17 protein-coding genes are annotated in these 21,506 nt (G+C 42.2%); 3 read left to right on the forward strand and 14 right to left on the reverse strand.

The window, feature by feature from the left end; all coding sequences use genetic code 11:
• Positions 1 to 6 precede the first annotated feature (6 nt).
• Complete coding sequence (locus tag CTY48_RS16420; RefSeq protein WP_099469532.1) at positions 7 to 1,617, reverse strand: glycoside hydrolase family 43 protein; 1,611 nt, start codon at positions 1,615 to 1,617, stop codon at positions 7 to 9.
• A gap of 12 nt (positions 1,618 to 1,629) precedes the next feature.
• Positions 1,630 to 2,781 carry a glycoside hydrolase family 88 protein gene (locus CTY48_RS16425; protein WP_099469533.1) on the reverse strand — a complete coding sequence of 384 codons (1,152 nt, stop codon included), beginning with the start codon at positions 2,779 to 2,781 and terminating at the stop codon, positions 1,630 to 1,632.
• A gap of 121 nt (positions 2,782 to 2,902) precedes the next feature.
• Here CTY48_RS16425 and CTY48_RS16430 point away from each other — a divergent pair, with 121 nt between their 5' ends.
• Positions 2,903 to 3,691 carry a helix-turn-helix transcriptional regulator gene (locus CTY48_RS16430; RefSeq protein ID WP_099469534.1) on the forward strand — a complete coding sequence of 263 codons (789 nt, stop codon included), beginning with the start codon at positions 2,903 to 2,905 and terminating at the stop codon, positions 3,689 to 3,691.
• Between the two features lie 21 nt (positions 3,692 to 3,712).
• Here the strand turns inward: CTY48_RS16430 and CTY48_RS16435 are convergent, their stop codons facing one another.
• The 12 genes from CTY48_RS16435 to CTY48_RS16485 form a co-directional block, all read right to left on the reverse strand.
• Positions 3,713 to 5,224: a response regulator transcription factor gene (locus CTY48_RS16435; protein ID WP_099469535.1), complete on the reverse strand. Its 1,512-nt coding sequence runs from the start codon at positions 5,222 to 5,224 to the stop codon at positions 3,713 to 3,715.
• On the reverse strand, positions 5,202 to 7,103 hold the full coding sequence (locus tag CTY48_RS16440) for a cache domain-containing sensor histidine kinase (protein ID WP_236355003.1): 1,902 nt from the start codon (positions 7,101 to 7,103) through the stop codon (positions 5,202 to 5,204). The genes CTY48_RS16435 and CTY48_RS16440 overlap by 23 nt, the downstream gene beginning before the upstream one ends.
• 97 nt (positions 7,104 to 7,200) lie before the next feature.
• Positions 7,201 to 8,040, reverse strand: coding sequence for a carbohydrate ABC transporter permease (locus CTY48_RS16445; protein ID WP_099469536.1), 840 nt, complete (start codon positions 8,038 to 8,040; stop codon positions 7,201 to 7,203).
• Positions 8,040 to 8,930, reverse strand: a complete 891-nt coding sequence (locus tag CTY48_RS16450) for a carbohydrate ABC transporter permease (RefSeq protein ID WP_099469537.1) — start codon at positions 8,928 to 8,930, stop codon at positions 8,040 to 8,042. Before CTY48_RS16450 ends, CTY48_RS16445 begins: the two co-directional genes overlap by 1 nt.
• Before the next feature lie 102 nt (positions 8,931 to 9,032).
• Positions 9,033 to 10,433 (reverse strand): ABC transporter substrate-binding protein, encoded by a 1,401-nt coding sequence (locus CTY48_RS16455; protein ID WP_099469538.1) that lies wholly within the window; start codon positions 10,431 to 10,433, stop codon positions 9,033 to 9,035.
• A gap of 216 nt (positions 10,434 to 10,649) precedes the next feature.
• Complete coding sequence (locus CTY48_RS16460) at positions 10,650 to 11,777, reverse strand: peptidyl-prolyl cis-trans isomerase (protein ID WP_180272759.1); 1,128 nt, start codon at positions 11,775 to 11,777, stop codon at positions 10,650 to 10,652.
• A gap of 57 nt (positions 11,778 to 11,834) precedes the next feature.
• Positions 11,835 to 15,362, reverse strand: a complete 3,528-nt coding sequence (gene mfd, locus CTY48_RS16465) for a transcription-repair coupling factor (protein ID WP_099469540.1) — start codon at positions 15,360 to 15,362, stop codon at positions 11,835 to 11,837.
• Positions 15,363 to 15,369: 7 nt separating this feature from the next.
• Complete coding sequence (gene pth, locus CTY48_RS19745; protein ID WP_180272760.1) at positions 15,370 to 15,942, reverse strand: aminoacyl-tRNA hydrolase; 573 nt, start codon at positions 15,940 to 15,942, stop codon at positions 15,370 to 15,372.
• A 6-nt stretch (positions 15,943 to 15,948) separates the two neighbouring features.
• Complete coding sequence (locus tag CTY48_RS19750) at positions 15,949 to 16,677, reverse strand: sugar phosphate nucleotidyltransferase (protein WP_180272761.1); 729 nt, start codon at positions 16,675 to 16,677, stop codon at positions 15,949 to 15,951.
• A 305-nt stretch (positions 16,678 to 16,982) separates the two neighbouring features.
• Positions 16,983 to 17,255, reverse strand: a complete 273-nt coding sequence (spoVG, locus tag CTY48_RS16475) for a septation regulator SpoVG (protein ID WP_099469541.1) — start codon at positions 17,253 to 17,255, stop codon at positions 16,983 to 16,985.
• A 34-nt stretch (positions 17,256 to 17,289) separates the two neighbouring features.
• Positions 17,290 to 18,408, reverse strand: coding sequence for a glucose-1-phosphate adenylyltransferase subunit GlgD (gene glgD / locus CTY48_RS16480; RefSeq protein WP_099469542.1), 1,119 nt, complete (start codon positions 18,406 to 18,408; stop codon positions 17,290 to 17,292).
• A complete protein-coding gene (locus CTY48_RS16485; RefSeq protein WP_099469543.1) occupies positions 18,405 to 19,679 on the reverse strand; it encodes a glucose-1-phosphate adenylyltransferase in 1,275 nt (424 codons plus the stop codon). Before CTY48_RS16485 ends, glgD begins: the two co-directional genes overlap by 4 nt.
• Before the next feature lie 425 nt (positions 19,680 to 20,104).
• Here CTY48_RS16485 and CTY48_RS16490 point away from each other — a divergent pair, with 425 nt between their 5' ends.
• Positions 20,105 to 20,494, forward strand: a complete 390-nt coding sequence (locus CTY48_RS16490) for a Fur family transcriptional regulator (protein ID WP_099469544.1) — start codon at positions 20,105 to 20,107, stop codon at positions 20,492 to 20,494.
• Positions 20,495 to 20,606: 112 nt separating this feature from the next.
• Entirely contained in the window at positions 20,607 to 21,149 is a 543-nt protein-coding gene (locus CTY48_RS16495; protein ID WP_099469545.1) for an NADH peroxidase, read from the forward strand.
• The last annotated feature ends 357 nt before the right edge of the window (positions 21,150 to 21,506 follow it).

Consider the following 21,506-nt stretch of genomic DNA (forward strand, 5'->3'; position numbering starts at 1 on the left):
CAGCATTTATTGCTTCGTCTTATATTCAAAATAATCAAAATCTGCATAGGTCCCAAACCCTGTTAAATCCTGACAGCAAATTCCAACCATCGCTCCGGTAAACCAGCCCTCCGCACACGCTTCATCAGACAGTATGCTCGCATCAAGCACCGGTCCTATTGTTTTATAGTCTTCCTCTCCATTTGTGCTGTAAAAAAATTGCAGCTTATCTCTGTTTACCTGAACCTTTAGATAGATTTTCATCCCCATCGGAATCGGAAGAAATCCAATCGGATATTCATACTTTTTATTTTCTGCCGTCAAAATGGAAATACAAGCTCCAATCTCCTCGTCATGCGTCACATGAAGGTAGAAGTAGTTGTCCGTGTCATACATACAGATAAGCCCTGCCATGTTTTTAAATACCTTCGGTTCATATTCCAGACAGGTACTCGCCTCAAAACGAAGCTCCGTCCATCTTCTTGCAATGAGACTCTGACTGAATTTGGATGACAGCCCGCTTCTTCCGTACATGCGAAGATAGCCTTTTCTTGCCGTCAAAGAGCAGTAATGCTCATCAAGAGGGATCCGAAGCGACTGAAAATCAAGCGGCAGCCTGTCATCATCAAAGTTTACCCGCTCCTTTTGTTTTGGAAACGGATACTCTGCAAGGTTTGGGGCTTCCACTTCCACTTCCGGCACATTCGTGTGATTGGCAAGCACAAGCCAGTCATCCTTTGTCCACTCCATTTTTTGGATTGCCGTCTCACGCCCTAACGTATAGCGTCTGCATCCGGCAAAGCGAACTCCCTCCGGGTTTCTGTTTTCCAAAGCACGCCCGCATAGGTGAACCGCATACCACTCTCCGTTTTGTGTCTCAACCAAATCACAGTGTCCCGACTTTTGAAGAAGATGCTCCGGATTTTCTCTTGATGTCAAAATTGAATTTTTCTCATACCACTCATAAGGTCCCCAAACTGATTTGGAACGCTGGATGGACTGTCCATGTCCTTCTCCTGTTCCAGTGTCCGCAGAAAAAAGATAATAATAATCCCCTCTCTTAAAAATATGAGGTCCCTCCAAAAACACCTTATCACCCTGATAAATCTCCTTGACTTCCCCAATCATTTTCTTTTCCTCATGGGAATATTCCTGTAGTATCAGCCGTCCTGCATACTTTTTCGGAACACGGTGATCCGTCACCATGCTTACCATATATTTTCTTCCATCATCATCGTGAAACAAGGACGGATCAAATCCGAAATTATTCAGCGGTATCGGGTCTGACCACGGTCCCATGATATCAGCCGCGGTAACCAAATAATTATTTGTATCATACATATTGCAGTAAAACGAGTTTACGACCGTATAGACAAGGTAAAAAAGATTATCTGCATAGGTAAGACACGGCGCCCAAACGCCCTGCGAGGCTCCCACTCCTCTTAAATCAAGCTGAGACACACGGTTTAGCGGGTGGGTGAGCAGTTCCCAGTTTATCAAATCTCTGGAATGATGAATCTGCACTCCCGGCCACCACTCAAAAGTGGAGGTAGCGATATAGTAATCCTCACCGACACGAACAATGGAAGGGTCTGGATTAAAGCCTCTTAAAATCGGGTTGACTATTTTCTTTTTCATCTTCCTCACCACCTACCAAATTAAAATTCCGGTTCCTTTCAGTTTATAAATTGCTTCCATAAAATAATAATCCGCATAGGACATTGTGATATGATGCTTCTTTACATGATAAGCTGCGGTACAGTTTAAAACTATTGCATCACTTTTTTTGCTCCAATCAGCACGCTGTTCGGCAATCGCCTTTAAAATTTTAACGGCTGCTTTTTCATACAGTTCCTTTTCAAGCTCCGGCACAGCCTTTGCGATTTCCAGAAGACCTCCCGCGATAATTGCTGCTCCGCAAGAGTCCTCCCATGCCGGTTCCTTCGGCTGCCTAAAATCCACCAAAACAATGCCGCTTTCCGGCAGATTCGCGATACAGTAATGTGCCACTTTCTTTGCCGCGTTGAGGTATTCTTCCTTGCCTGTGTGGGTATAGCTGTTCATAAAGCCGTAAACCGCCCAGCCCTGTCCTCTGCTCCATGAAGAGCCTTGGTCATAGCCCTGACCGCCATAGCTTTTTACAAACTCCCCTGTTTCAGGATTGAATTCTACAATGTGGTTAACGGAACCATCTGGTCTAATAAAATGTTCCAGCACCGTATCCGCATGAAGCCTTGCTATCTGCGCGAAACGCGGGTCCTTGCTCTCCTCTGAAGCCCAATAAAGCAAGGAAATATTAAACATACAGTCGATGATTGCCCAGCCCCTTGTATCGGAGTCATCCACCTCATTCCATGCACGGATAAATTTTCCGACTGGGTTAAATCTCCCAGCAAGTAGGTTTGCGGCGTGCATGGCAGTTTTTCTCGATTCCGGATTTCCTGTCAGCCTATAATTTGTCACCGCCGTCGGCACAAACATAAAGCCTACATCATGGTGAAGCCCATAATAGCTCTCAAAGCATTTTTCCAGCTTTTTCTGTGATATTGCTGCAATTTTCGCATATTTTTCGTCCTTTGTATCCTGATACATCAGCCACATCATGCCGCCCCAGAAACCGTTTGTCCACCAATTCAGCCCGTCATCCATGCTCCAGTTTCTAGAAGCATCCGAGCGGTCATCATAATTTCCTGTCTCATCCGTTGTATATGGAATTTTGTCCGCATTTTTTTCGCTTACCCAGTCCATTTTTTCCCTTATTTTCTCAATAACTGTTTCTGCCCATATTTCGTATTCTTTCATTTTAATCGTCCTCTCTGTGCGTGTCTTGTTCTAATTCCATTGTAGTGAATTGACATTTCAAGAACAATATCCTATAATACTATTAACTGACTTATTCTGCTTTTTTAGGAGGTGAATATCCTTGATTCATGTAAACATTTGCGGGCACAATTCCCACCATCCAACTCCATGTAACATTGAACATGAGCATGGCTTTTCTGACTATCTTCTTCTGCTTGTAAAGACAAAGGCATGGTTTTATATTGATAAAAAACGCACAGTGACCGAGCCGAATATGGCGATTCTCTTTGATAAAAATACTTACATCCGCTATGGCTGTGATATTGCAGGTTACAACGACGATTGGATTCATTTTTATATGAGCGAGGAGGAAAAGGAGCTTTTGTCCAAGCTGTCCCTCCCGATGAATACGCCTCTTTATGGGCTTGATATTCACTCATTATCCCGCTATGTGAGTCTGCTCACCGACTCCTTTCATGCAAAACAACACTACTCTGAGGAAGTTTCTGACTCGCTTATGCACGCTCTGCTTTATAAGCTTGGAGGCGAGCTGACAAAGGCAGAAAATGCAAGCTCCTCGCATAAATACTACACAGCGTTTTCCAAGCTGCGTACAAGTCTGTACAACACTCCTTCCGAGGAATGGTCTGCGGACTATGCCTGCCGCCTTCTGGATTTGAGTATCTCTTATTTTCAGCACCTCTACAAACAGTTTTTCGACTGCTCTTTTCAGCAGGATATTATCCGTGCCCGCATGGAGCACGCCAAGTTTTACTTAAGAAGCAGCAACATGCCTATCAAGAAGCTCGCAGAGTTTTGCGGCTATCATAATGAGCTGCATTTTATGCGCCAATTTAAAAAAACGGAAGGCATGACGCCCTCCGAATTTCGTAGAAATTATTTATTATAGTTATATGATTCAAAGCCAAACCTACCGCTTCTCCTCCTGTGCACTGACTCTCTTTCGATAGCTGCTCGGTGTCTCATGGTAAATTCTCTGAAAGACATCTGAAAATGCTCTCGCATCGCTAAAGCCTACCTCATTTGCAATTTCATAGGTCTTCATGTCGGTAGACAGAAGGAGGGAGGTTGCGTGCTGGATGCGGACACGGTTTACATAATCCTTAAAATTTTCCCCGGCATTCTTCTTAAAGAAGCTGCTGAAATAGTAAGGATTCATGTGTATCTCCTCCGCCAGTACCGTCAGCGTCAAATTCTCCTTGTAATGCTTTTCGATATATTCCTTTGCCTTTTGAATGTCCTTCTTATCATGACTTGCAACCGATTTTTGTATCAGATTTAAGTATTCCTCAAAGACAAGGCGATACCGCTCCACCATTTTCTCATAGTTCCCGGCATCTCGCCCTTCTTCCAGAAGAAGCTTCATCTCAGGCTTTAAACCGGCAAGATGTAAGTTCAGCACCTTCTCCTCCATAAGTCTTATGGCGTTGCAAAAATAGAAAGCAGCATCCTCCTTTCGCCCATCGGATACACGACAGAGCATCCGGACAAATTTTTCAAATAGCTGTTCAAAATTCCCAAAATCCTGCGCCACTACAGTATCAAGTACCCGCTCACGAAGCTCTGTCATTCGCTCTGCATCTCCTAAATTTACAAATACCGCCTCCGAGACTGTAAACACGCCACGCTTCATGTAACTTGCAAAGAAAGAATACCTCTTCATCCCCATACACAGTTCAAACGCAACAGGGATTTCTCCCATGCTCCGGACCTCATTTCCGATAATAAACATGACAAAATGACTGGTCGCAAGCATTGCAGCTCTTTGCATTTCCTCCACGACCCTTTTGCACTCCTCAATATTAAGTCCCTTTAGAACAAGCGCAATGTTCTCCTTCTTGGTAAAGGTGATTCCAATCTGCTCTTTTTCCAGATACTCCTCCAGAAAACTGATAAAGGAAAAACGAATCAGCTTTTTCATCTGCTCGTTTTCATCCGGATTATACAAAACCTCGGCATATACAGGAACATAGCACGTATCCTCTACCTCGATAAGCTTGCTGTAATCCGCCTCCTTCTGTCCCTCTTCGGTCTCCTCCTGCTGCTTTTTCTCTCCGATGCCGACGAGACATTTTTCCACCGCATTCAGCAGTTCATCCTTGATGACCGGCTTTAGCAGATAATCTGCTGCCCCATATTTAACTGCACTTTGCGCATATTCAAAATCCTGAAAGCCGCTGATAAAAATAATCTGTGTCTGGCAGCCTAGCGCACGGCATTCCTTTAATATTTCAATTCCTGTCATTCCCGGCATAGAGATATCAAGCAGGGCAAGGTCTGGTTTTTCGCGGATAATACCTTCAAGCGCCTTTTTGCCGTCCTTGTATTCCCCCACAATTTCAATTCCAAGTGAATTCCAGTCCACAAGCTTTTGGATGCCTCGTATGATAATCGGCTCATCATCCGCTATAATCATTCTCATTTTTGCTCTCCTCCATTTCGGGAATTCTCATTCTAAGCTTTACTATTGTGCCGATCGACGGTGTGCTTGTGATGAAAACTCCATATTCCTCCCCATAAAGAAAACGAATTCTGTCATGTACATTTTTTAGCCCGATGCTCTGCCAGTTATATTCATTTTTGATTCCCGGCTCATTTCCGTCCAATAGCCTGTTGATTTTTTCCAAAGCCTCCCCGTCCATTCCGACGCCGTTATCCATTATGTTAATTTCCAGAATACCCTCATTCACGCTGGCTTCAATCATAATGCTTCCATTTCCGTTTTTCGGCTTAATCCCATGCACATAGGCGTTCTCCACAATCGGCTGTAAAATAAGCTTTGGCACCATAATTTTGGATACACCTGTCACGTCCACCATAAGCTGAACCTTTCCGGAAATTCTGCAATTGAGCAGATAGACATACTTTCGCACAATATCGACTTCCTTCTCCAGATTTATCATATCCTGCATCGGTCCTATGATGTAGTGTATCTGCTCAGCAAGCGCCTCAATCATCATCGGCACCTTGTCCCTCTCCTTATCCTCCAGTGCTGTCATGCGGATAATCTCCAGCGTGTTATAAAGGAAATGCGGGTAAATCTGTGCCTTCAGTGCCGTAAGCTCTGCCTCATTCTGCTTAATCTGCGCCACATAAGACTGATTGATGTATGTCTTAAGCGCAAGACTCATCTGGTTAAAGCGCTGGGATAAAATTCCGATTTCATCTGTGGAGCGAACCGGAAGCTCAATTTCAAAGTTACCGTTTTCCACCTGTGCCATCTGTCCCATCATCTCATAGATAGGCTTCGTCAGCTTCTTTGAAAAGAAAATAGAACCTGCAAGAAGCGCAATCACGCATACCCCGATAAAAATCTGCATCATATGCTGCAAATTTCTGATATTTTCAAATGCAACCGCCGTATTCATCACAACCATAACATACAGACCGTATTCGTTCGGCTCCGTCGTGATGACAAGCTGGTCTTCGGTATTTTTCATTCCCTTTATTCCATCTGCGATATTGATGCCGATATTTTCCTCCATACTGCTGTAGAAGCAGTCTCCATTTTCATTCAACACATAGAAGACTTCATTTCCGCTTATTTTCACTGTGCGAAACAGCTTTTCCACCTTCTCAAGCGTGATGTCCAAGAAAAGAGTGCCAATATACGGTGTATTTCCGACCTCACCTCTCAGGTCAAAATAGTTTCTTGCCACCGTAAATACCGGCTTATTCAGACTATAAAAATAACCTGTTTCATGTGTCGGAATGAGTATCATCTTATTTGTCTCACGATTCAAAGTTTCATAATCCATCACCTTTTTAAACAATACTTCATCCTTAAAATAGGTACTGTATGTGCTGTAATGAAACACCAGCTCTTCCTTATTTAAATCCTCTGCCAGGAAATGAGTTCCGTTGATAAAGCTATCCACGCTGCAAAGATATTTTAGAAAATTCTCCATATCCTCCTGCCGCTGTGCATCCTTTGTCTCTTCTCCATAGCTGGTTCCATATATAATCTGTCTTAAATTATCAAACGCCAGATAATTTTTTATTGTGTTTCCTTCAATCGAATAGTTATAAAAATACGGCATCTTGCTGATTGTATCATAGGTATCCAGCATAGATTCCAAGCTGGCGTTTACATAGCTTGCAGCCTGTTCATATTGGTTCTGCATTGCCGCCTTATATTCCCGTATCATGCTGTTGGCGATAAAGGTCGTCAAAATCAGCATTGGGAGCAAGCCAAGCAAAATGATGATAATGGCAAATTTTTGATAAAGACTAAGTCTCTTTTTTTTGGGCTGCATCGCAATTTCTCCCTTCTCTGAAGAAAAACAGATTCTTTTTATCATCTTATCAAATTTCCTATCTTCCCGCAAGGAGAGGCATCTTATTCACAAGGATGTGCAAAAGCAAACACCCTCCGTCCGAAAAGTGTTTGCTTGTATTCTAGCCTTTTGCCGCTCCTGCCGTAATTCCCTTTACAAAATATTTTTGGAACATACAAAAAATAATAAGTGCCGGTACAATTGAGATGATAGTTCCTGCAAAAACAATATCCCATCTAGCCGAATATTGTCCGACAAATGCTGCAATCTCAACTGTTATTGTCTTTGCCTTGCTGCTTGGAAGTGACAGGTAAGGAAGTAAGTAATCATTCCAGATACCAAGACCGTTTAGAATAATCATAGAGCCGGTACATGGTCCAAGCAGTGGGAAAGTGACCTTCCAGAAAGTCTGAAACGGTGTACATCCGTCAATCATCGCCGCTTCCTCGATTTCCAAGGGTATTCCCTTTAGAAAGCTGCAATAGAGGAGACATCCAAATGCTACGGAGCCTGCAATATAGCTGACAATCGGTCCTGCCATTGTCCCGAAAATATGAAGCATTTTCATTTCCTTGAACAAAGGAAACATATATAAGTGAAACGGAATCATCATTCCTGTCAGAAAGAAAGCATAAATAAACTGTGTCATCCTGCTCTTTCGTCTCTCGATTCCATACGCTGCCATAGGTACGATACACACAATCAAAATCTCTGAAATAACCGTTAAAAGTAGAGAGTGCTTAATTGCCGTTAAAAAGTCTGACTGTGCAAATAAATCTACGAAGTTTTGTAAATACAAGCTGGTAGGGAACGCCGCCGGACTTTTCAAAATATCGCCGTTGCTCTTAAATGCAGACATTAATGCGAACAAAACAGGATAGATAAATAAAAATGCAAGGATAATTGTGACAATAAATAATAGGATTGTTCCTGGTTTTACTCTTTTAACTGCTTTTTCCATTACATCTGCACCTCCTTGCTCCTTAAAAACTTCTGCTGCAATGTATTTAAAATAATAATAATGAACAATAACATAATTCCTACCGCCGTACCAAAGCCCTGTCTTCCTTCATTAAATCCAACTTTATACAGGAGGTAGACAAGTGTTTCTGTTGTAAATCCAGGTCCGCCGTCTGTCATAACGTTAATCTGGTCAAAGACCTTCAAGCCGTTGATTAAGGATAAGGTGAAGTTGATTGTGAAGGCACCTGATATCAATGGGATTGTAATTGCACGAAAACGCTGCCACGGGCTTGCTCCGTCAATCTGTGCCGCCTCAATGAGATCCACTGATACGCTTTGTAAGGAAGCAAGATAAATTACCATATAGTAGCCTGCGCCCTTCCACACCAGCACAACTCCGACCATGATAAGGGTGAGCTTTGTATTTCCAAGCCAATCCTGCTTTAATCCGTCAAGCCCTGCACTCTGTAAAACAGAATTGATTGTACCAAAATTGTAATTATACATAATCTTCCAGATAAAACCAGAAACAATACCACTGATTAATACCGGAATATAAAAAGCACTTCTGAAAATATTTTTTCCCCATCTCACATTATCTACAATCAAGGCGAGGGACAATGCCATCGCATTTTCCACGATAGAGATAAAGACGGTTAAAATAACTGTATTCTTTAAGGCATTACCAAATCTTGCACTTGTAAAAATTTCTTTATAATTTGCCAAACCGATGAATTTCACGTTAGGGCTGATACCGTCCCATGACGTAAAGCTGTAGTAAACGCTCGCCAGCGTCGGGACAATAATAAACATGGTAAAAAAAACAAATGCAGGAGCGATGAAGGCAAAAGCAACTTTATCAAATTTTTTCTGTTTTGTTAGGTTCATAACAAGCTCCTTTTCTGTGCATCAGCACCTTTTGCGCGAGTGCGCATAATCATTTTAGTGCATCAGAGGAAATTCCTTCGAATTTCCTCTGATATATTACAATTATTCGATGCCAACTCCTGTGACAGGGTTAAAGCTTTCCATGCTCGTCTGCCATGTCTTGTTCAGCTCCGTTGTTGCAGAATCAATGTCTCTTGTTCCCTGTAATACTTCAATTAAAGTCTTGTAAGTAAAGTTTCTGAAGTCCGTAGGAAGCTCATTTTCACCGCTTCTTCCGTTCCACATCGGTCCTATTTCATCTGCATCATCCACTGCCTGCATAATCTCTACAAATACAGGTTCTGCTGATATCTGAGGGTCGTTTACTGTAGTTGGAATTGCGCTCATTGTCTCACAATATTCTTTGTAATTTTTTGACTCAAAAAAGAACTTAATAAATTCCTCCGCAGCTGCTTTTTTGTTTGAATCTGCTGCTGCCTCTGTGGACATCGCAAGACCGCTGATACCTGCTCCGCCCACAAGTCTCATCTTTCCGTCCGGACTTGGGATTGGAAACCATCCGATATTCATATCAGGTGCTGCCGCTTTTAACTGCGCTACCATATGAGTTCCGGAGAACATCATTGCTGACATATCATTTGCCATAAAAGTTGCAATCTGTGCATCCGGTGTAGAAGCCCAGCCGTCCTGTGCATACTGCATAATAGTCTTTAATTCTTCAAAGGTTGCCTTGAATGTATCGTCTGAGAAATCTTTTGTTCCTTCATATGCATGTTTAATAAAATCTGCATCCTGACTCAATACCTGATCACTGTATGCCTTATGGAACCAGAAGCCCATATGCCAGATATCCTGTCCGCCCACAACTAAAGGTGACATATCGCCTTTATCCTTAATCTTCTGGCACAGCTCAAGAAACTCATCATATGTAGTCGGCTCTGTGAAACCATTCTTATCAAAGTAATCTTTGTTGTAGAAAATACCGTCTGTATTTTCTCCCGCCATCGGAGCGGTATATACACTTCCGTCAAATTCCGTTGTTGTCTTAAACAGGCTTGTGATGTCCTCTGAAAGCGGAGCAATCTTTCCTGCTCTCACATAAACAGCGGTATCTCTCATTTCCATGATGTCCGGGAACTCGCCCACGCTGTCCTTCGTCTTTAAGAACTCACTGTAAGCTCCTCCGTTACCCGGCTCTATTGTTACTGTAATGTCCGGATAAGTAGCATTAAACCTATCTACAATCGCATTCATAACTGTTTTATAGCCGTCATCTCCGTCTGCAAAGATAAGGGTAAGTTCTGTCGGCTCTGTCACGATGGAGTCTGTCGCAGCAGCATCTGCTGTCTCTGTCTGCTCAGTCTCTGTTGCAGCTGCCTGCCCCGTTGTATCCGTTGCTGTTTCACCGGTTGCTGTTCCTGTTGTACTGCTGCTTCCACAGCCTGCAAGCATCGTTGCCGTCATAGCTGTCACTAAAAGCGTAGAAATAAATTTCTTTTTCATGTTTAAATCCTCCTAAATTATTTTCTTCTTCCTCTTGATGCCCCATTTATTTTTTGTATACGTAAAATATAACAGTCTTTCGTTTTTAAAAAAACGTACTTTTTTAAGTTTCAAGTGCCTTTTTTTAATACAATTAAAAAAGGGAACTTTTGTATTTTCTATATTACAAAAGTTCCCTTTTTCAGCTCTTCTTATAAAAAAGTGTGAGCTTTACTATTATTCCGCCGTCGTAGTATCTGCTTCTGCGTCTGTCGCGGTACTGTCATCTGTTGTTGTGGTATCCTCTGTCGTTGTATCGCCTGTTGTTGTGGTATCCTCTGTCGTTGTATCCGTCGCTATTGACACACTCTCATCAAAGTTGATTTTCTTCCACAATTGGTCATCTACCGTGATGGTTGCTGCCTCAAGCCATGCTGCGTAAGTATCATCATAAAGAGTATCCTGTCTCTCAGAAATGATTTCTGCACGTCTTGCCTCTGTCTGCTCCTCGTCATAAGCACTTGTCAGATTCACAATGTAATAACCGCTGTCTAGTTCAATAACCGCAGAGGTCTCTCCCTCCTGCAAAGCGTCCGCTGCTGCGATAACTGCCTCGTCCATTCCGGCATCATCATCTTTTCCGTAGGAAGCGCTACTTACCTTGCGTTCGGTGTCTGTAACTGCTGTTTCAAAGTCCGTACCGCCTGCCACTGCATCGACAATTGCCTGAGCTTCTGCCTTTTTTTCTGCCTTCTCTTCATCAGTCAGCTCCACTGTGTTGCCTGACTCATCCGTTGAACCGGCTGTGGAAATATATACATAACCAAAGGTTCTCTGCGCAGCATCCTCATCTGCTACCTCTGTGTCTGCTCCTGCGCGGATTGCCGCTGCGATCTTTGTCTGTAAGGTATATTTGGTCAGATACTCCTTGATAATAGCTTCACTTGCACCCATTGCCTCCTGCGCTTCTTTATCGTTATCTTCCATAAACTGCTTTGCAGTATCTTCAATCAGACCAATCTCTGCATCCGTAAGAGTAATCCCATACTCCTCTGCATGCTGATTCACTAAGTACATTTCCTGCAAATCCTCTAAAATACTTTGAAGGGTTGATTCTCCAAAGGTCATATCCTCGCTTAAAGCCTGATTCCACATATTGTCTCCAAACAGGGAACCATAATATGATTCATAAATCACCTGCTGATTCTTAGCATAAAATTTTGCCACACCAAATGGAATATTCTCATCATTTACTACCGAAACCGGTTTATTTAAATCGACAGAGCCACATCCTGTCACCAAGCTTGCGCAGGCTAATACGGCTGCTGCCATGCCCACGATTCGTTTACTTACACTCTTCTTCATATTGTCTCCTTTCATCGGCACCCTCGCCGTGACACTCTTTTAGATTATAGCCTTTTTTTATTCATCAATCAATGTCTTTATATCAGTTAAAATATTTTTCACAATTCCGATTGTATCCGGCTTATCCTTATTCTTAAGCGGTATATAGGTAAAGAACGGGTTAGTCTCCACGGTAAATTTCATCGTATTCCTGTATTTCTCCAAGAGAGCCGGGATTTTTGCCGGATTTACCTTCGCTCTTTCATACATTGTAAATTTGATTGTATCACCTTTTTGCGAAATTTCTGTTACAAACACGGACGCGGCAAACGCTTTTATCTGCGCGACTGCCAAAAGGTTCGTGACAGATCTTGGCGGCTCTCCAAAGCGATCAATGAGCTCCTCGAGCATATCATCACATTCCTCTTCATTTTCAAGACCTGCAATTCGCTTGTAAATTTCAAGCTTCTGGAATTCGCTTCCGATATATTTCTCCGGTATAAAGGCATCAATGTCAATATCGATTGTTGTATCAAATCTGTCTTCCTCGACATCGGCATTTTTGAGCGATTTGACTGCCTCATTTAGCATCTTGCAGTATAAATCGTATCCAACTGCCTCCATATGACCGCTCTGCTGGGCTCCCAAGAGATTTCCGGCACCTCGGATTTCCAAATCACGCATCGCAATCTTAAAGCCGGAGCCAAGCTCCGTAAATTCCCTGATTGCATGAAGACGTTTTTCCGCAATCTCCTTTAGCATCTTGTTTCGCTTATACATCAAAAAGGCATAGGAGGTCCTATTCGAACGACCCACACGTCCTCTCAGCTGATAAAGCTGAGATAAGCCCAGATTGTCTGCATCGTGAATGATAATCGTATTGACATTCGAGATATCAAGCCCTGTCTCAATGATGGTCGTCGACACAAGCACGTCGATTTCTCCGTTGATAAAATTGTACATGATTTTTTCCAGCTCATGCTCATTCATCTGCCCGTGGGCAAATGCCACATTTGCATCGGGCACGAGATTTGCGATGGTGTTTGTGACCTCATCAATGTTGTTGACCCGGTTGTATACATAATACACCTGACCGTCTCTTGCCAGCTCACGGTTGATTGCTTCCCTCACCATCTCATCGTTGTATTCCATGATAAAGGTCTGAATCGGCATACGGTCCATCGGCGGCTCCTCCAGCACGCTCATATCCCTGATTCCGATTAAGCTCATATGCAGGGTACGAGGAATCGGCGTCGCCGTCAAGGTGAGAACATCCACATTTTTCTTGAGCTGCTTGATTTTCTCTTTGTGCGTCACACCAAAACGTTGCTCCTCATCTATAATCAAAAGTCCCAAATCCTTGAACACAACATCCTTTGACAGCACCCGGTGCGTTCCCACCACGATATCCACAAAGCCTTTTTTCAAATCCTCCACGGTTTTCTTCATCTCCGTTTGAGTTTTAAACCTAGACATCAAATCCACTCTGATCGGAAAATCCTTCATTCTCTGCACAAATGTATTGTAATGCTGCTGCGCCAAAATGGTCGTCGGCACGAGATAGACAACCTGCTTTCCATCCTGAACCGCCTTAAACGCTGCTCGAATTGCAATCTCTGTCTTTCCGTAACCCACGTCACCGCAGACAAGGCGATCCATAATCTTCGTGCTCTCCATATCCCGCTTTACTGCCTCAATAGCAAGGAGCTGATCGTCCGTCTCCTCATATGGAAACATTTCCTCAAATTCTCTCTGCCAAACGGTATCTTCACTGTAAATATAGCCCTCTTTTTCCTGACGGAGTGCGTAGAGCTGTACCAAATCCTTGGCAATTTCCTTGACCGCTCCTTTTACTCTCGTCTTTGTCTTATTCCATTCCTGTGAGCCTAGCTTGTTAAGCTTTGGCTTTTTGGCATCGCTTCCTGCATATTTTTGGATTAATTCAAGCTGGGTAGCCAGAATATAGAGATTTCCGCCGGAGGCATATTCGATTTTGATATAATCCTTTGCCACCTTTTCCACTTCAATTTTCTCAATTCCCTTGTAAATACCCAGTCCATGATTTTCATGCACAACGTAGTCTCCGACCTTCAGCTCGCTGAAGCTCTGAATCTTCTGCCCTTCGTATACTTTGCGCTTCTTCTTTTTCTTCTTTTCTGCGCCGAAAATATCCGTCTCTGAAATAATGACCAGCTTGATAAGAGGATACTCATAGCCCTTATGTACGTTTCCGTAGGTCGTCATGATTTCCCCAGCTTGAACCTCTTTATCAAGGTCCTCAGAATAGAAAGCATTCAGCTCATAGTCTCTCAAATCCTGCGCCAGACGCGCTGCCCTTGTCTTGGAGGCAGAGAGCAAAATGACCTTGTAGCCTGATCGCTTCCAGCCCTGCAAATCCTTTACCAAAAGTTCAAAACTGCTGTTATAAGGATTGACTGATTTGGCAGAGATGCCAAACTTCGCTGTCACCTTAAATTCCTGAAGCTTTCCCTCCAGCGTACAGAGTGCCAGTCCGCCAAGCTTTCCGATTTTTCCTATCACCTGTCCGTGCTCCAGCAAAATATCCATCTGACCCGGCAGGATATATCCTTTTTCAATACGGTGAACCATGCTCTCTCGGAATTCGTTTTCGATTGTTTCGCCTTTTTCCAAAATGCGGTTCGGCTCATCCAGAAAAATAACTGTATCCTCGAAATCAAAATAGTCCAGAAACGTAGCCGCATCCTCATAAAAATATTTGATGTAGCTGTCAATACCCTTTGTTCCAAGTCCGCCAAACTCTACAAGCTGCTCCCTCACCTCGTCCACGGAGCTTTTGATACGAAAGGCTTCCTCTGTCTTCATTTCCTTTCGAAGCTTTTCGATATATGGCTTTGCCTCTTTTTCAATTTTTTTCAAACCTGTATGAAGACGCTCATCATCCAGAATAATCTCCGCAGCAGGGTAAACAACAATCTCGTCGAGCTGCTCAATGGAGCGCTGGCTCTCCGCGTCAAAGCTTCGGATGGAATCCACCTCTTCATCCCAAAGCTCAATTCGATATGGATTCTCCTCCGTCAGTGAAAAAATATCGATAATGCCTCCGCGGATAGCAAACTGTCCCGCTGCTTCCACCTGCGCAGTCTTTTCATAGCCAAGCGCAACCAACTCACGTTTTAGTTTCTCAATATCCACGACCGATTCGCTCGTGATATGGATGAGCGACTTTTTGACCGCCTCAAGCGGAACGAGATAGTCCATCAAACCGTCCAGCGTCAAAATCACCGTGATGCCCTTATTTTGAAGAATGGCTTTTATCACATTAATTCTCTGTTTGGCGATTAAGTTTCCGTGAATATCGGCGTTATAGAAAATCAAATCCTTTGCAGGATAAAGCATAACCTCTCTGTCAAAGCATTTATAATCCTCATATATTTCCTTTGCTTTCAGCTCGTTTGCCGCTATAATAATTTTATTTTGAAACCCTTGTGACAAACCAAACATAAAATGAGATTTCTGTGAATCGATACATCCGGACACTTGAATAAGACCACTTTTCTTCTGCAAAGCGGTCTTTATCTCATTAAATTCATTCATTTGTTGTAAAGGACTGATTAATGCGTTCATTTATCCGTTACCTTACCTTTTGATTATATAGATTCATTGCCGCATCGACATCCTGCGTAATCATGAGCTCAACAGCTTTCACTGCATTGTCGATCGCTTCATCGACAACCGGGCGCTCCTCCTTTGAAAAATGCCCCAGCACATAATCAGCTAAGTCCATATGCTTTGGCTTTTCGCCGACTCCAATTTTGATGCGCATAAAATTCTGAGTTCCCACATGGGAAATAATGCTTTTAATACCGTTATGCCCTCCGGCGCTTCCCTTTTTACGGATGCGAAGCTGCCCTACATCCAAATCAATATCGTCAAAGAGGACAATCAGCTCATCCTCGGGATTTATTTTATAATAATCCATGAATTCCCGTATACTCTCTCCGCTTAAGTTCATATAGGTCTGCGGCTTTACCAAAACAACCTTGTAGCCTTCAATATAGCCTGTACCGAAAATTCCTTTGTGCTTTTTGGAATCCACTCCAATTTTATATTTCTCTGCAATCGCATCGATTGCGTCAAAACCCACGTTATGCCTTGTTCCCTTATAATCCCTGGTTGGATTTCCAAGTCCTGCTATGATATACATTTTACCTTACCTATCTTTCACAATTCTCTCAACTTCTTCTAACTGCTCTGGGTCATTTACACCGGTCATCTCCTGCGCATTCTCAAGCACATAGGCATCAACTGGGTAACCCTTTTCCTTTATTATTGTAAGCGTATCCGGCAGATAGTATTCTCCCTGTGCATTGTTTGTCTTCAGCTGGTCAAGTGCTTCGCTAAGCTCCTTCGCATCAAAAACGTACATGCCGGAGTTTACTTCCTTGGACAAAAGTTCATCGACACTTGCGTCCTTGTGCTCCACGCTCTTTAAAAAACTTCCGTCCTTGTCACGAATAATTCTTCCGTAACCTGTCGGGTCATCCACTATTGCAGACAGCACGGTCACTTTATTTTGGTTCGTTCTATGAAACTCCACTAACTTTTTCAAGGTGCCGCCCGTAATCAGCGGGGTATCGCCAAATAAAATCAACGTCTCACCCTCTGTTCCAATAAAGTCCTTTGCACATTTTACCGCATGTCCTGTTCCAAGCTGCTCCTGCTGTAAAGCATATTCAACCTTTGAAGTCACACTGCTCTTTACCACATCGCTCTTATAGCCTACCACGAGACACACTTCGTCTGCTCCGGCACCCTTTGCTGCTTCTATTGCATATTCCACCATCGGCTTCCCGTTCACGGTGTGAACTACCTTTGGCAAATCTGATTTCATTCTTGTTCCTTTTCCTGCTGCCAGAATGACAGCTTTTAGCTTATCCATTTGATACCCTCCTGCAATTTCTTCCATTATTTTATTTTACAGTAATAAGCAGTATTTGTCACGAAAAAAGTGTAGGTGAAACGTCAAATACACCGCATGCTACAAGAAAGTGTGAGCAAAGCTCACACTTCGCGCCCGAGCGGGTTGCGAAGCAACAACTTCCACTCCGCGAGGTGCGCATAAATAGTTTTAATATCATAGGAAATTGCCTTGCAATTTCCTATGATATTAACTGACAAAAATGGAAAGCCCTCCTTTGAGCTTTCCATTTTATTAGATGACATTTCTTGGTCAATATCTTCTGACTATGCTTCCTCGTCCTCCAAAAGCGCAGCCGCATATTTATCCAGAATAATCTGTTGAATTTTCTCTCTTGTATCGGAGTTAATTGGATGGGCAATATCCCGATACTCTCCATCTGATGCTTTTCTGCTTGGCATGGCGATAAATAATCCTTTTTCTCCTTCAATTACCTTGATGTCATGAACTACAAATTCATCATCAATCGTGATTGAAACAACTGCCTTCATCTTTCCTTCTTTTGCTACTTTTCGTACCCGTACATCTGTAATCTTCATGTCTCGTACCCCTTTCTTCTGCCTTAGAGTTCAGCTATAAAACATACCTCTCATTTTTTTCTACCACGATCTTGATTCCATCCTCGCCACAGTGGTATGAGTTCGCTCGAATTGTGTCACGGCTTTCCACGATACAATTCTCTATATGAATATTATCGCCAAGATAAACATCATTCAGTATGATAGAATTTTTTATAACACAATTATTTCCAACAAAAACTTTTTTAAACACAATGGAGTTCTCGACCTGACCGTTGATGATGCAGCCGCTTGAAATCAGGCTGTTCCTCACATCAGCTCCCGGATTGTATTTTGCAGGAGGTAAGTCGTCCACTTTGGAGTAAATATCAGGATACTGCTTGAAAAAATAATCCCGAATCTCCGGCTTCAAAAAATCCATGTTTGTCTTAAAATAAGCTTCCACCGTAGAAATATTGCTCCAATAGTCTTTAATTTTATAGCCATAAATTCGCTTCAAATTCTTGTATCGAATCAAGATATCTTTGACGAAATCATGTCTGTCCTCCTCTGCACACCGCTCAATCAGTTCGATAAGTTGGCGACGTCTGATTACATAAATACCTGTTGAAATGGTGTTAGAGCGGGCAACCATCGGTTTTTCATCAAACTCCTCGATTCTCGCATCCTCATTCATTTTCAGTACACCAAAGCGGCTTACATCCTCATTTACCGGCATATCCTTGCACACAACCGTGATATCTGCCTTCTTGGAGATATGATATTCCAGTACCTTATTGTAATCCAGCTTGTAAATACAATCACCCGATGCGATGACAACATATGGCTCATGGCTGCTTTTCAAAAAACCTAAATTCTGATAAAGCGCATCCGCCGTTCCTCGAAACCACCAGTTGTTGTCGGTTGTTACAGTAGGAGTAAATACGAACAGTCCACCCTGTTTTCTACCGAAATCCCACCACTTCGAGGAGCTTAAATGCTCATTGAGTGACTTGGCATTGTATTGTGTCAAAACAGCTACCTTCTGAATATGCGAATTCGACATATTACTCAGTGAAAAATCAATGCTCCGGTAGCATCCTGCAATTGGCATTGCCGCAATTGCACGCTTGTTAGACAGTTCGCGCATTTTATTATTGTTTCCACCCGCTAAAATAATTCCAATTGCCCTCATTGTCTATCACCTGCCTTAATTAATGTTTCTCCACTTTCCAGTATAGAATCCGGATAGTCTTCTGTTGTTGTAGCTCCCGATATTGCTGTATTTTTACCAATTTTAACATGAGCAGGAATAACAGAATTCTCTGCCACAGTAACCAAACCAAAGGAATAAATGTCAGGCTTTATTTTATTCGGTTCCTCCTCACCAACTCCCAGCTCAACATCAGTACCAATTACAACACTTTCTGCAATAATTGCTTTGTCTATCACACAGTTATCTCCGATTTCCGCATCCTTCATAATGATAGAGTCACGGACAACTGCACCTCTTCCTATCGTAACTCCCGAACCGATTACAGAATTGTATACTTCCCCATAAATCGAGGTTCCCTCACCTATAATACTTTTCTCGATACTGGATTCACCGGAAACATACTGCGGGGTGATACGATCGCTCTTTGTATATATTTTCCAGAACTCTTCATATAAATTAAATTCAGGAATCAAATCAATCAATTCCATATTTGCTTCCCAGTAGGATCCTAATGTTCCGACATCCTTCCAGTAGCCATTGTATTCATATGCAAACAGCCGTTCTCCCTTGCTGTGGCAATATGGAATAATATGCTTTCCAAAGTCGCAGGAGTTCTGCTCGGACATGGTAATCAAGGCTTCCTTTAATACCTTCCATGTAAATATGTAAATACCCATTGATGCCAGATTACTTCTTGGCTTTTCCGGCTTTTCCTCAAACTCTGTGATACGGTTCTCTTCATCCGTAATCATAATTCCGAAACGGCTTGCTTCCTCCAACGGCACAGGCATTACTGCAATCGTAACATCTGCATTATTTTCCTTATGAAAGTCCAGCATTACCTCATAATCCATTTTATAAATATGATCACCTGAAAGAATTAGCACATATTCCGGATTATAAGATTCCATATAATCCATATTCTGATAAATGGCATTCGCCGTACCGGTATACCACTCACTGTTTGCACTCTTCTCATAAGGAGGCAATATGGTAACACCCCCGATATTCCTGTCCAAATCCCACGGAATACCGATACCGATATGTGTGTTAAGCCTCAATGGCTGATACTGTGTCAGCACCCCGACTGTATCAATACCTGAATTAATACAATTGCTTAACGGAAAATCAATAATTCGGTATTTTCCACCAAAACTAACTGCAGGTTTTGCTACTTTAGAAGTTAACACCCCTAGTCTGCTGCCTTGTCCACCCGCAAGGAGCATTGCTATCATCTCTTTCTTAACCATGTAATCACCTCTTGCTGTTTTAGTAAATACTTCCATGATAAACCCACTTACCATATGAAAATTGCACTCATTTTCTTTTTATTAGTAAAATGGTTTGTTCTTATTATACCATAGACGCATTAAATTTTGAATAAATTTTATGAAATTATTATAATTTTATGTAATTTCATTATGATATTTTAAATAATTTAAACTAATTTAGTTTTTGGGGGCTGTAAATAAAATATTTATTATTCCTATCATTAATATATGTACAAGTATCAAAAATATGACAAGAAGAATGATTGACAGGTTTTCCGGTATCGTTTATAATTAATATTGATAATTGTTATTATTTTTACTAAGTAATAAGTATTTACACCGCGTATTCAACCTTTACTTCTTTATTACTTAAATATAGTTATTTTCATGGAAGGAGGACTACTATGCAAACGTTAAAATATAGCCGCCAGCGGGAAGCAATCAAAGAATTTCTGATGAGCAGAACCGATCACCCCACTGCCGACACGGTATATACAAATATTCGCCAGGAATTTCCTAATATAAGTTTGGGAACTGTTTACCGTAATCTTTCACTTCTCTCTGATATAGGAGAAATATTGAAGATTTCCACAGGTGAGGGCGGCGATCGTTTTGATGCCAATACGGCACCTCACTATCATTTTATCTGTACAAAATGCAACAGTGTTATCGATTTGGAAATGGAAGGTATGGAGCATATCAATGAGCTTGCTTCCGCCAACTTCAGCGGTCAGATTACCGGACACACTGCTCATTTCTACGGAACATGTGAGAATTGTATTAACAAACATTAAGTTTTATATTTTTCACATACAACTATTGACATAACATCTTTATTGTGATAAATTAATATCAGTAACTATTACTAATATTAAAATTTTTATATAAGAAAAGGAGATTATTATAATGAAGAAGTATGTCTGTCAAGTTTGTGGTTATGTTCATGAGGGAGATTCAGCACCGGAGTACTGTCCAATCTGTAAAGCACCAGCAGAGAAGTTCACAGAGCAGTCTGGAGAATTAACATGGGCTGCAGAGCATGTTGTAGGTGTTGCTCAGGGCGTTAGTGAAGATATTCTCAGCGACTTAAGAATGAACTTCGAAGGAGAATGTTCAGAGGTTGGTATGTACCTTGCTATGGCAAGAGTTGCACATAGAGAAGGATATCCTGAAATCGGTTTATACTACGAAAAAGCTGCTTACGAAGAAGCAGAGCACGCAGCTAAATTTGCTGAATTACTCGGCGAAGTAATCACAAACAGCACAAAGAAAAATCTTGAGCTCAGAGTAGATGCAGAAAACGGCGCTACCGCAGGCAAATTCGACCTTGCAAAACGTGCAAAAGAGCAGAATCTGGATGCCATCCACGACACAGTACATGAAATGGCAAGGGATGAAGCAAGACACGGCAAGGCATTCAAAGGGTTATTGGAGAGATACTTTGGCTAAGCTACAAGCCATGCAATAAAGTAAAGAAACACATTCCGGGAGCTTGCTCACGCGAATGTGTTTTTTTGCTTTATTATACGGCGCCAGCCGTCCAGCGAGAAGCAGCGAAGCGAATTCGAGCTGGAGCATGGCTGTAAGTTCACATCAACTCTTCGCCCCTGCGAGAACAGCGAAGCGCATTCGAGCCCCATCCACTCTATGCATCCCCGCGAGAACAGCGAAGCGCATTCGAGCCATCAACCCCTCATCCCCCTCGCAAGAACAGCAACGCAAATCTAAGCCCATCACCTTATCAGATTATCATACTCACATCTCCTATATCCCCACCAAATGCACTCATTAGAAATATAGTACCAA

Origin of the sequence: Konateibacter massiliensis (genome assembly GCF_900184995.1) — a bacterium.
GTDB lineage: Bacteria > Bacillota > Clostridia > Lachnospirales > Lachnospiraceae > Lachnotalea > Lachnotalea massiliensis.

Coding starts and splice junctions, on each gene's coding strand:
- spoVG (WP_099469541.1), bottom strand. CDS start 17,255: ATGAAGATTACAGATGTACGGGTACGAAAAGTAGCAAAAGAAGGAAAG.
- mfd (WP_099469540.1), bottom strand. CDS start 15,362: ATGAACGCATTAATCAGTCCTTTACAACAAATGAATGAATTTAATGAG.
- CTY48_RS16485 (WP_099469543.1), bottom strand. CDS start 19,679: ATGGTTAAGAAAGAGATGATAGCAATGCTCCTTGCGGGTGGACAAGGC.
- CTY48_RS16450 (WP_099469537.1), bottom strand. CDS start 8,930: ATGAACCTAACAAAACAGAAAAAATTTGATAAAGTTGCTTTTGCCTTC.
- CTY48_RS16445 (WP_099469536.1), bottom strand. CDS start 8,040: ATGGAAAAAGCAGTTAAAAGAGTAAAACCAGGAACAATCCTATTATTT.
- CTY48_RS16495 (WP_099469545.1), top strand. CDS start 20,607: ATGAAGAAGTATGTCTGTCAAGTTTGTGGTTATGTTCATGAGGGAGAT.
- CTY48_RS16425 (WP_099469533.1), bottom strand. CDS start 2,781: ATGAAAGAATACGAAATATGGGCAGAAACAGTTATTGAGAAAATAAGG.
- CTY48_RS16440 (WP_236355003.1), bottom strand. CDS start 7,103: ATGATAAAAAGAATCTGTTTTTCTTCAGAGAAGGGAGAAATTGCGATG.
- pth (WP_180272760.1), bottom strand. CDS start 15,942: ATGTATATCATAGCAGGACTTGGAAATCCAACCAGGGATTATAAGGGA.
- CTY48_RS16435 (WP_099469535.1), bottom strand. CDS start 5,224: ATGAGAATGATTATAGCGGATGATGAGCCGATTATCATACGAGGCATC.
- glgD (WP_099469542.1), bottom strand. CDS start 18,408: ATGAGGGCAATTGGAATTATTTTAGCGGGTGGAAACAATAATAAAATG.
- CTY48_RS16455 (WP_099469538.1), bottom strand. CDS start 10,433: ATGAAAAAGAAATTTATTTCTACGCTTTTAGTGACAGCTATGACGGCA.
- CTY48_RS19750 (WP_180272761.1), bottom strand. CDS start 16,677: ATGGATAAGCTAAAAGCTGTCATTCTGGCAGCAGGAAAAGGAACAAGA.
- CTY48_RS16420 (WP_099469532.1), bottom strand. CDS start 1,617: ATGAAAAAGAAAATAGTCAACCCGATTTTAAGAGGCTTTAATCCAGAC.
- CTY48_RS16490 (WP_099469544.1), top strand. CDS start 20,105: ATGCAAACGTTAAAATATAGCCGCCAGCGGGAAGCAATCAAAGAATTT.
- CTY48_RS16460 (WP_180272759.1), bottom strand. CDS start 11,777: ATGAAGAAGAGTGTAAGTAAACGAATCGTGGGCATGGCAGCAGCCGTA.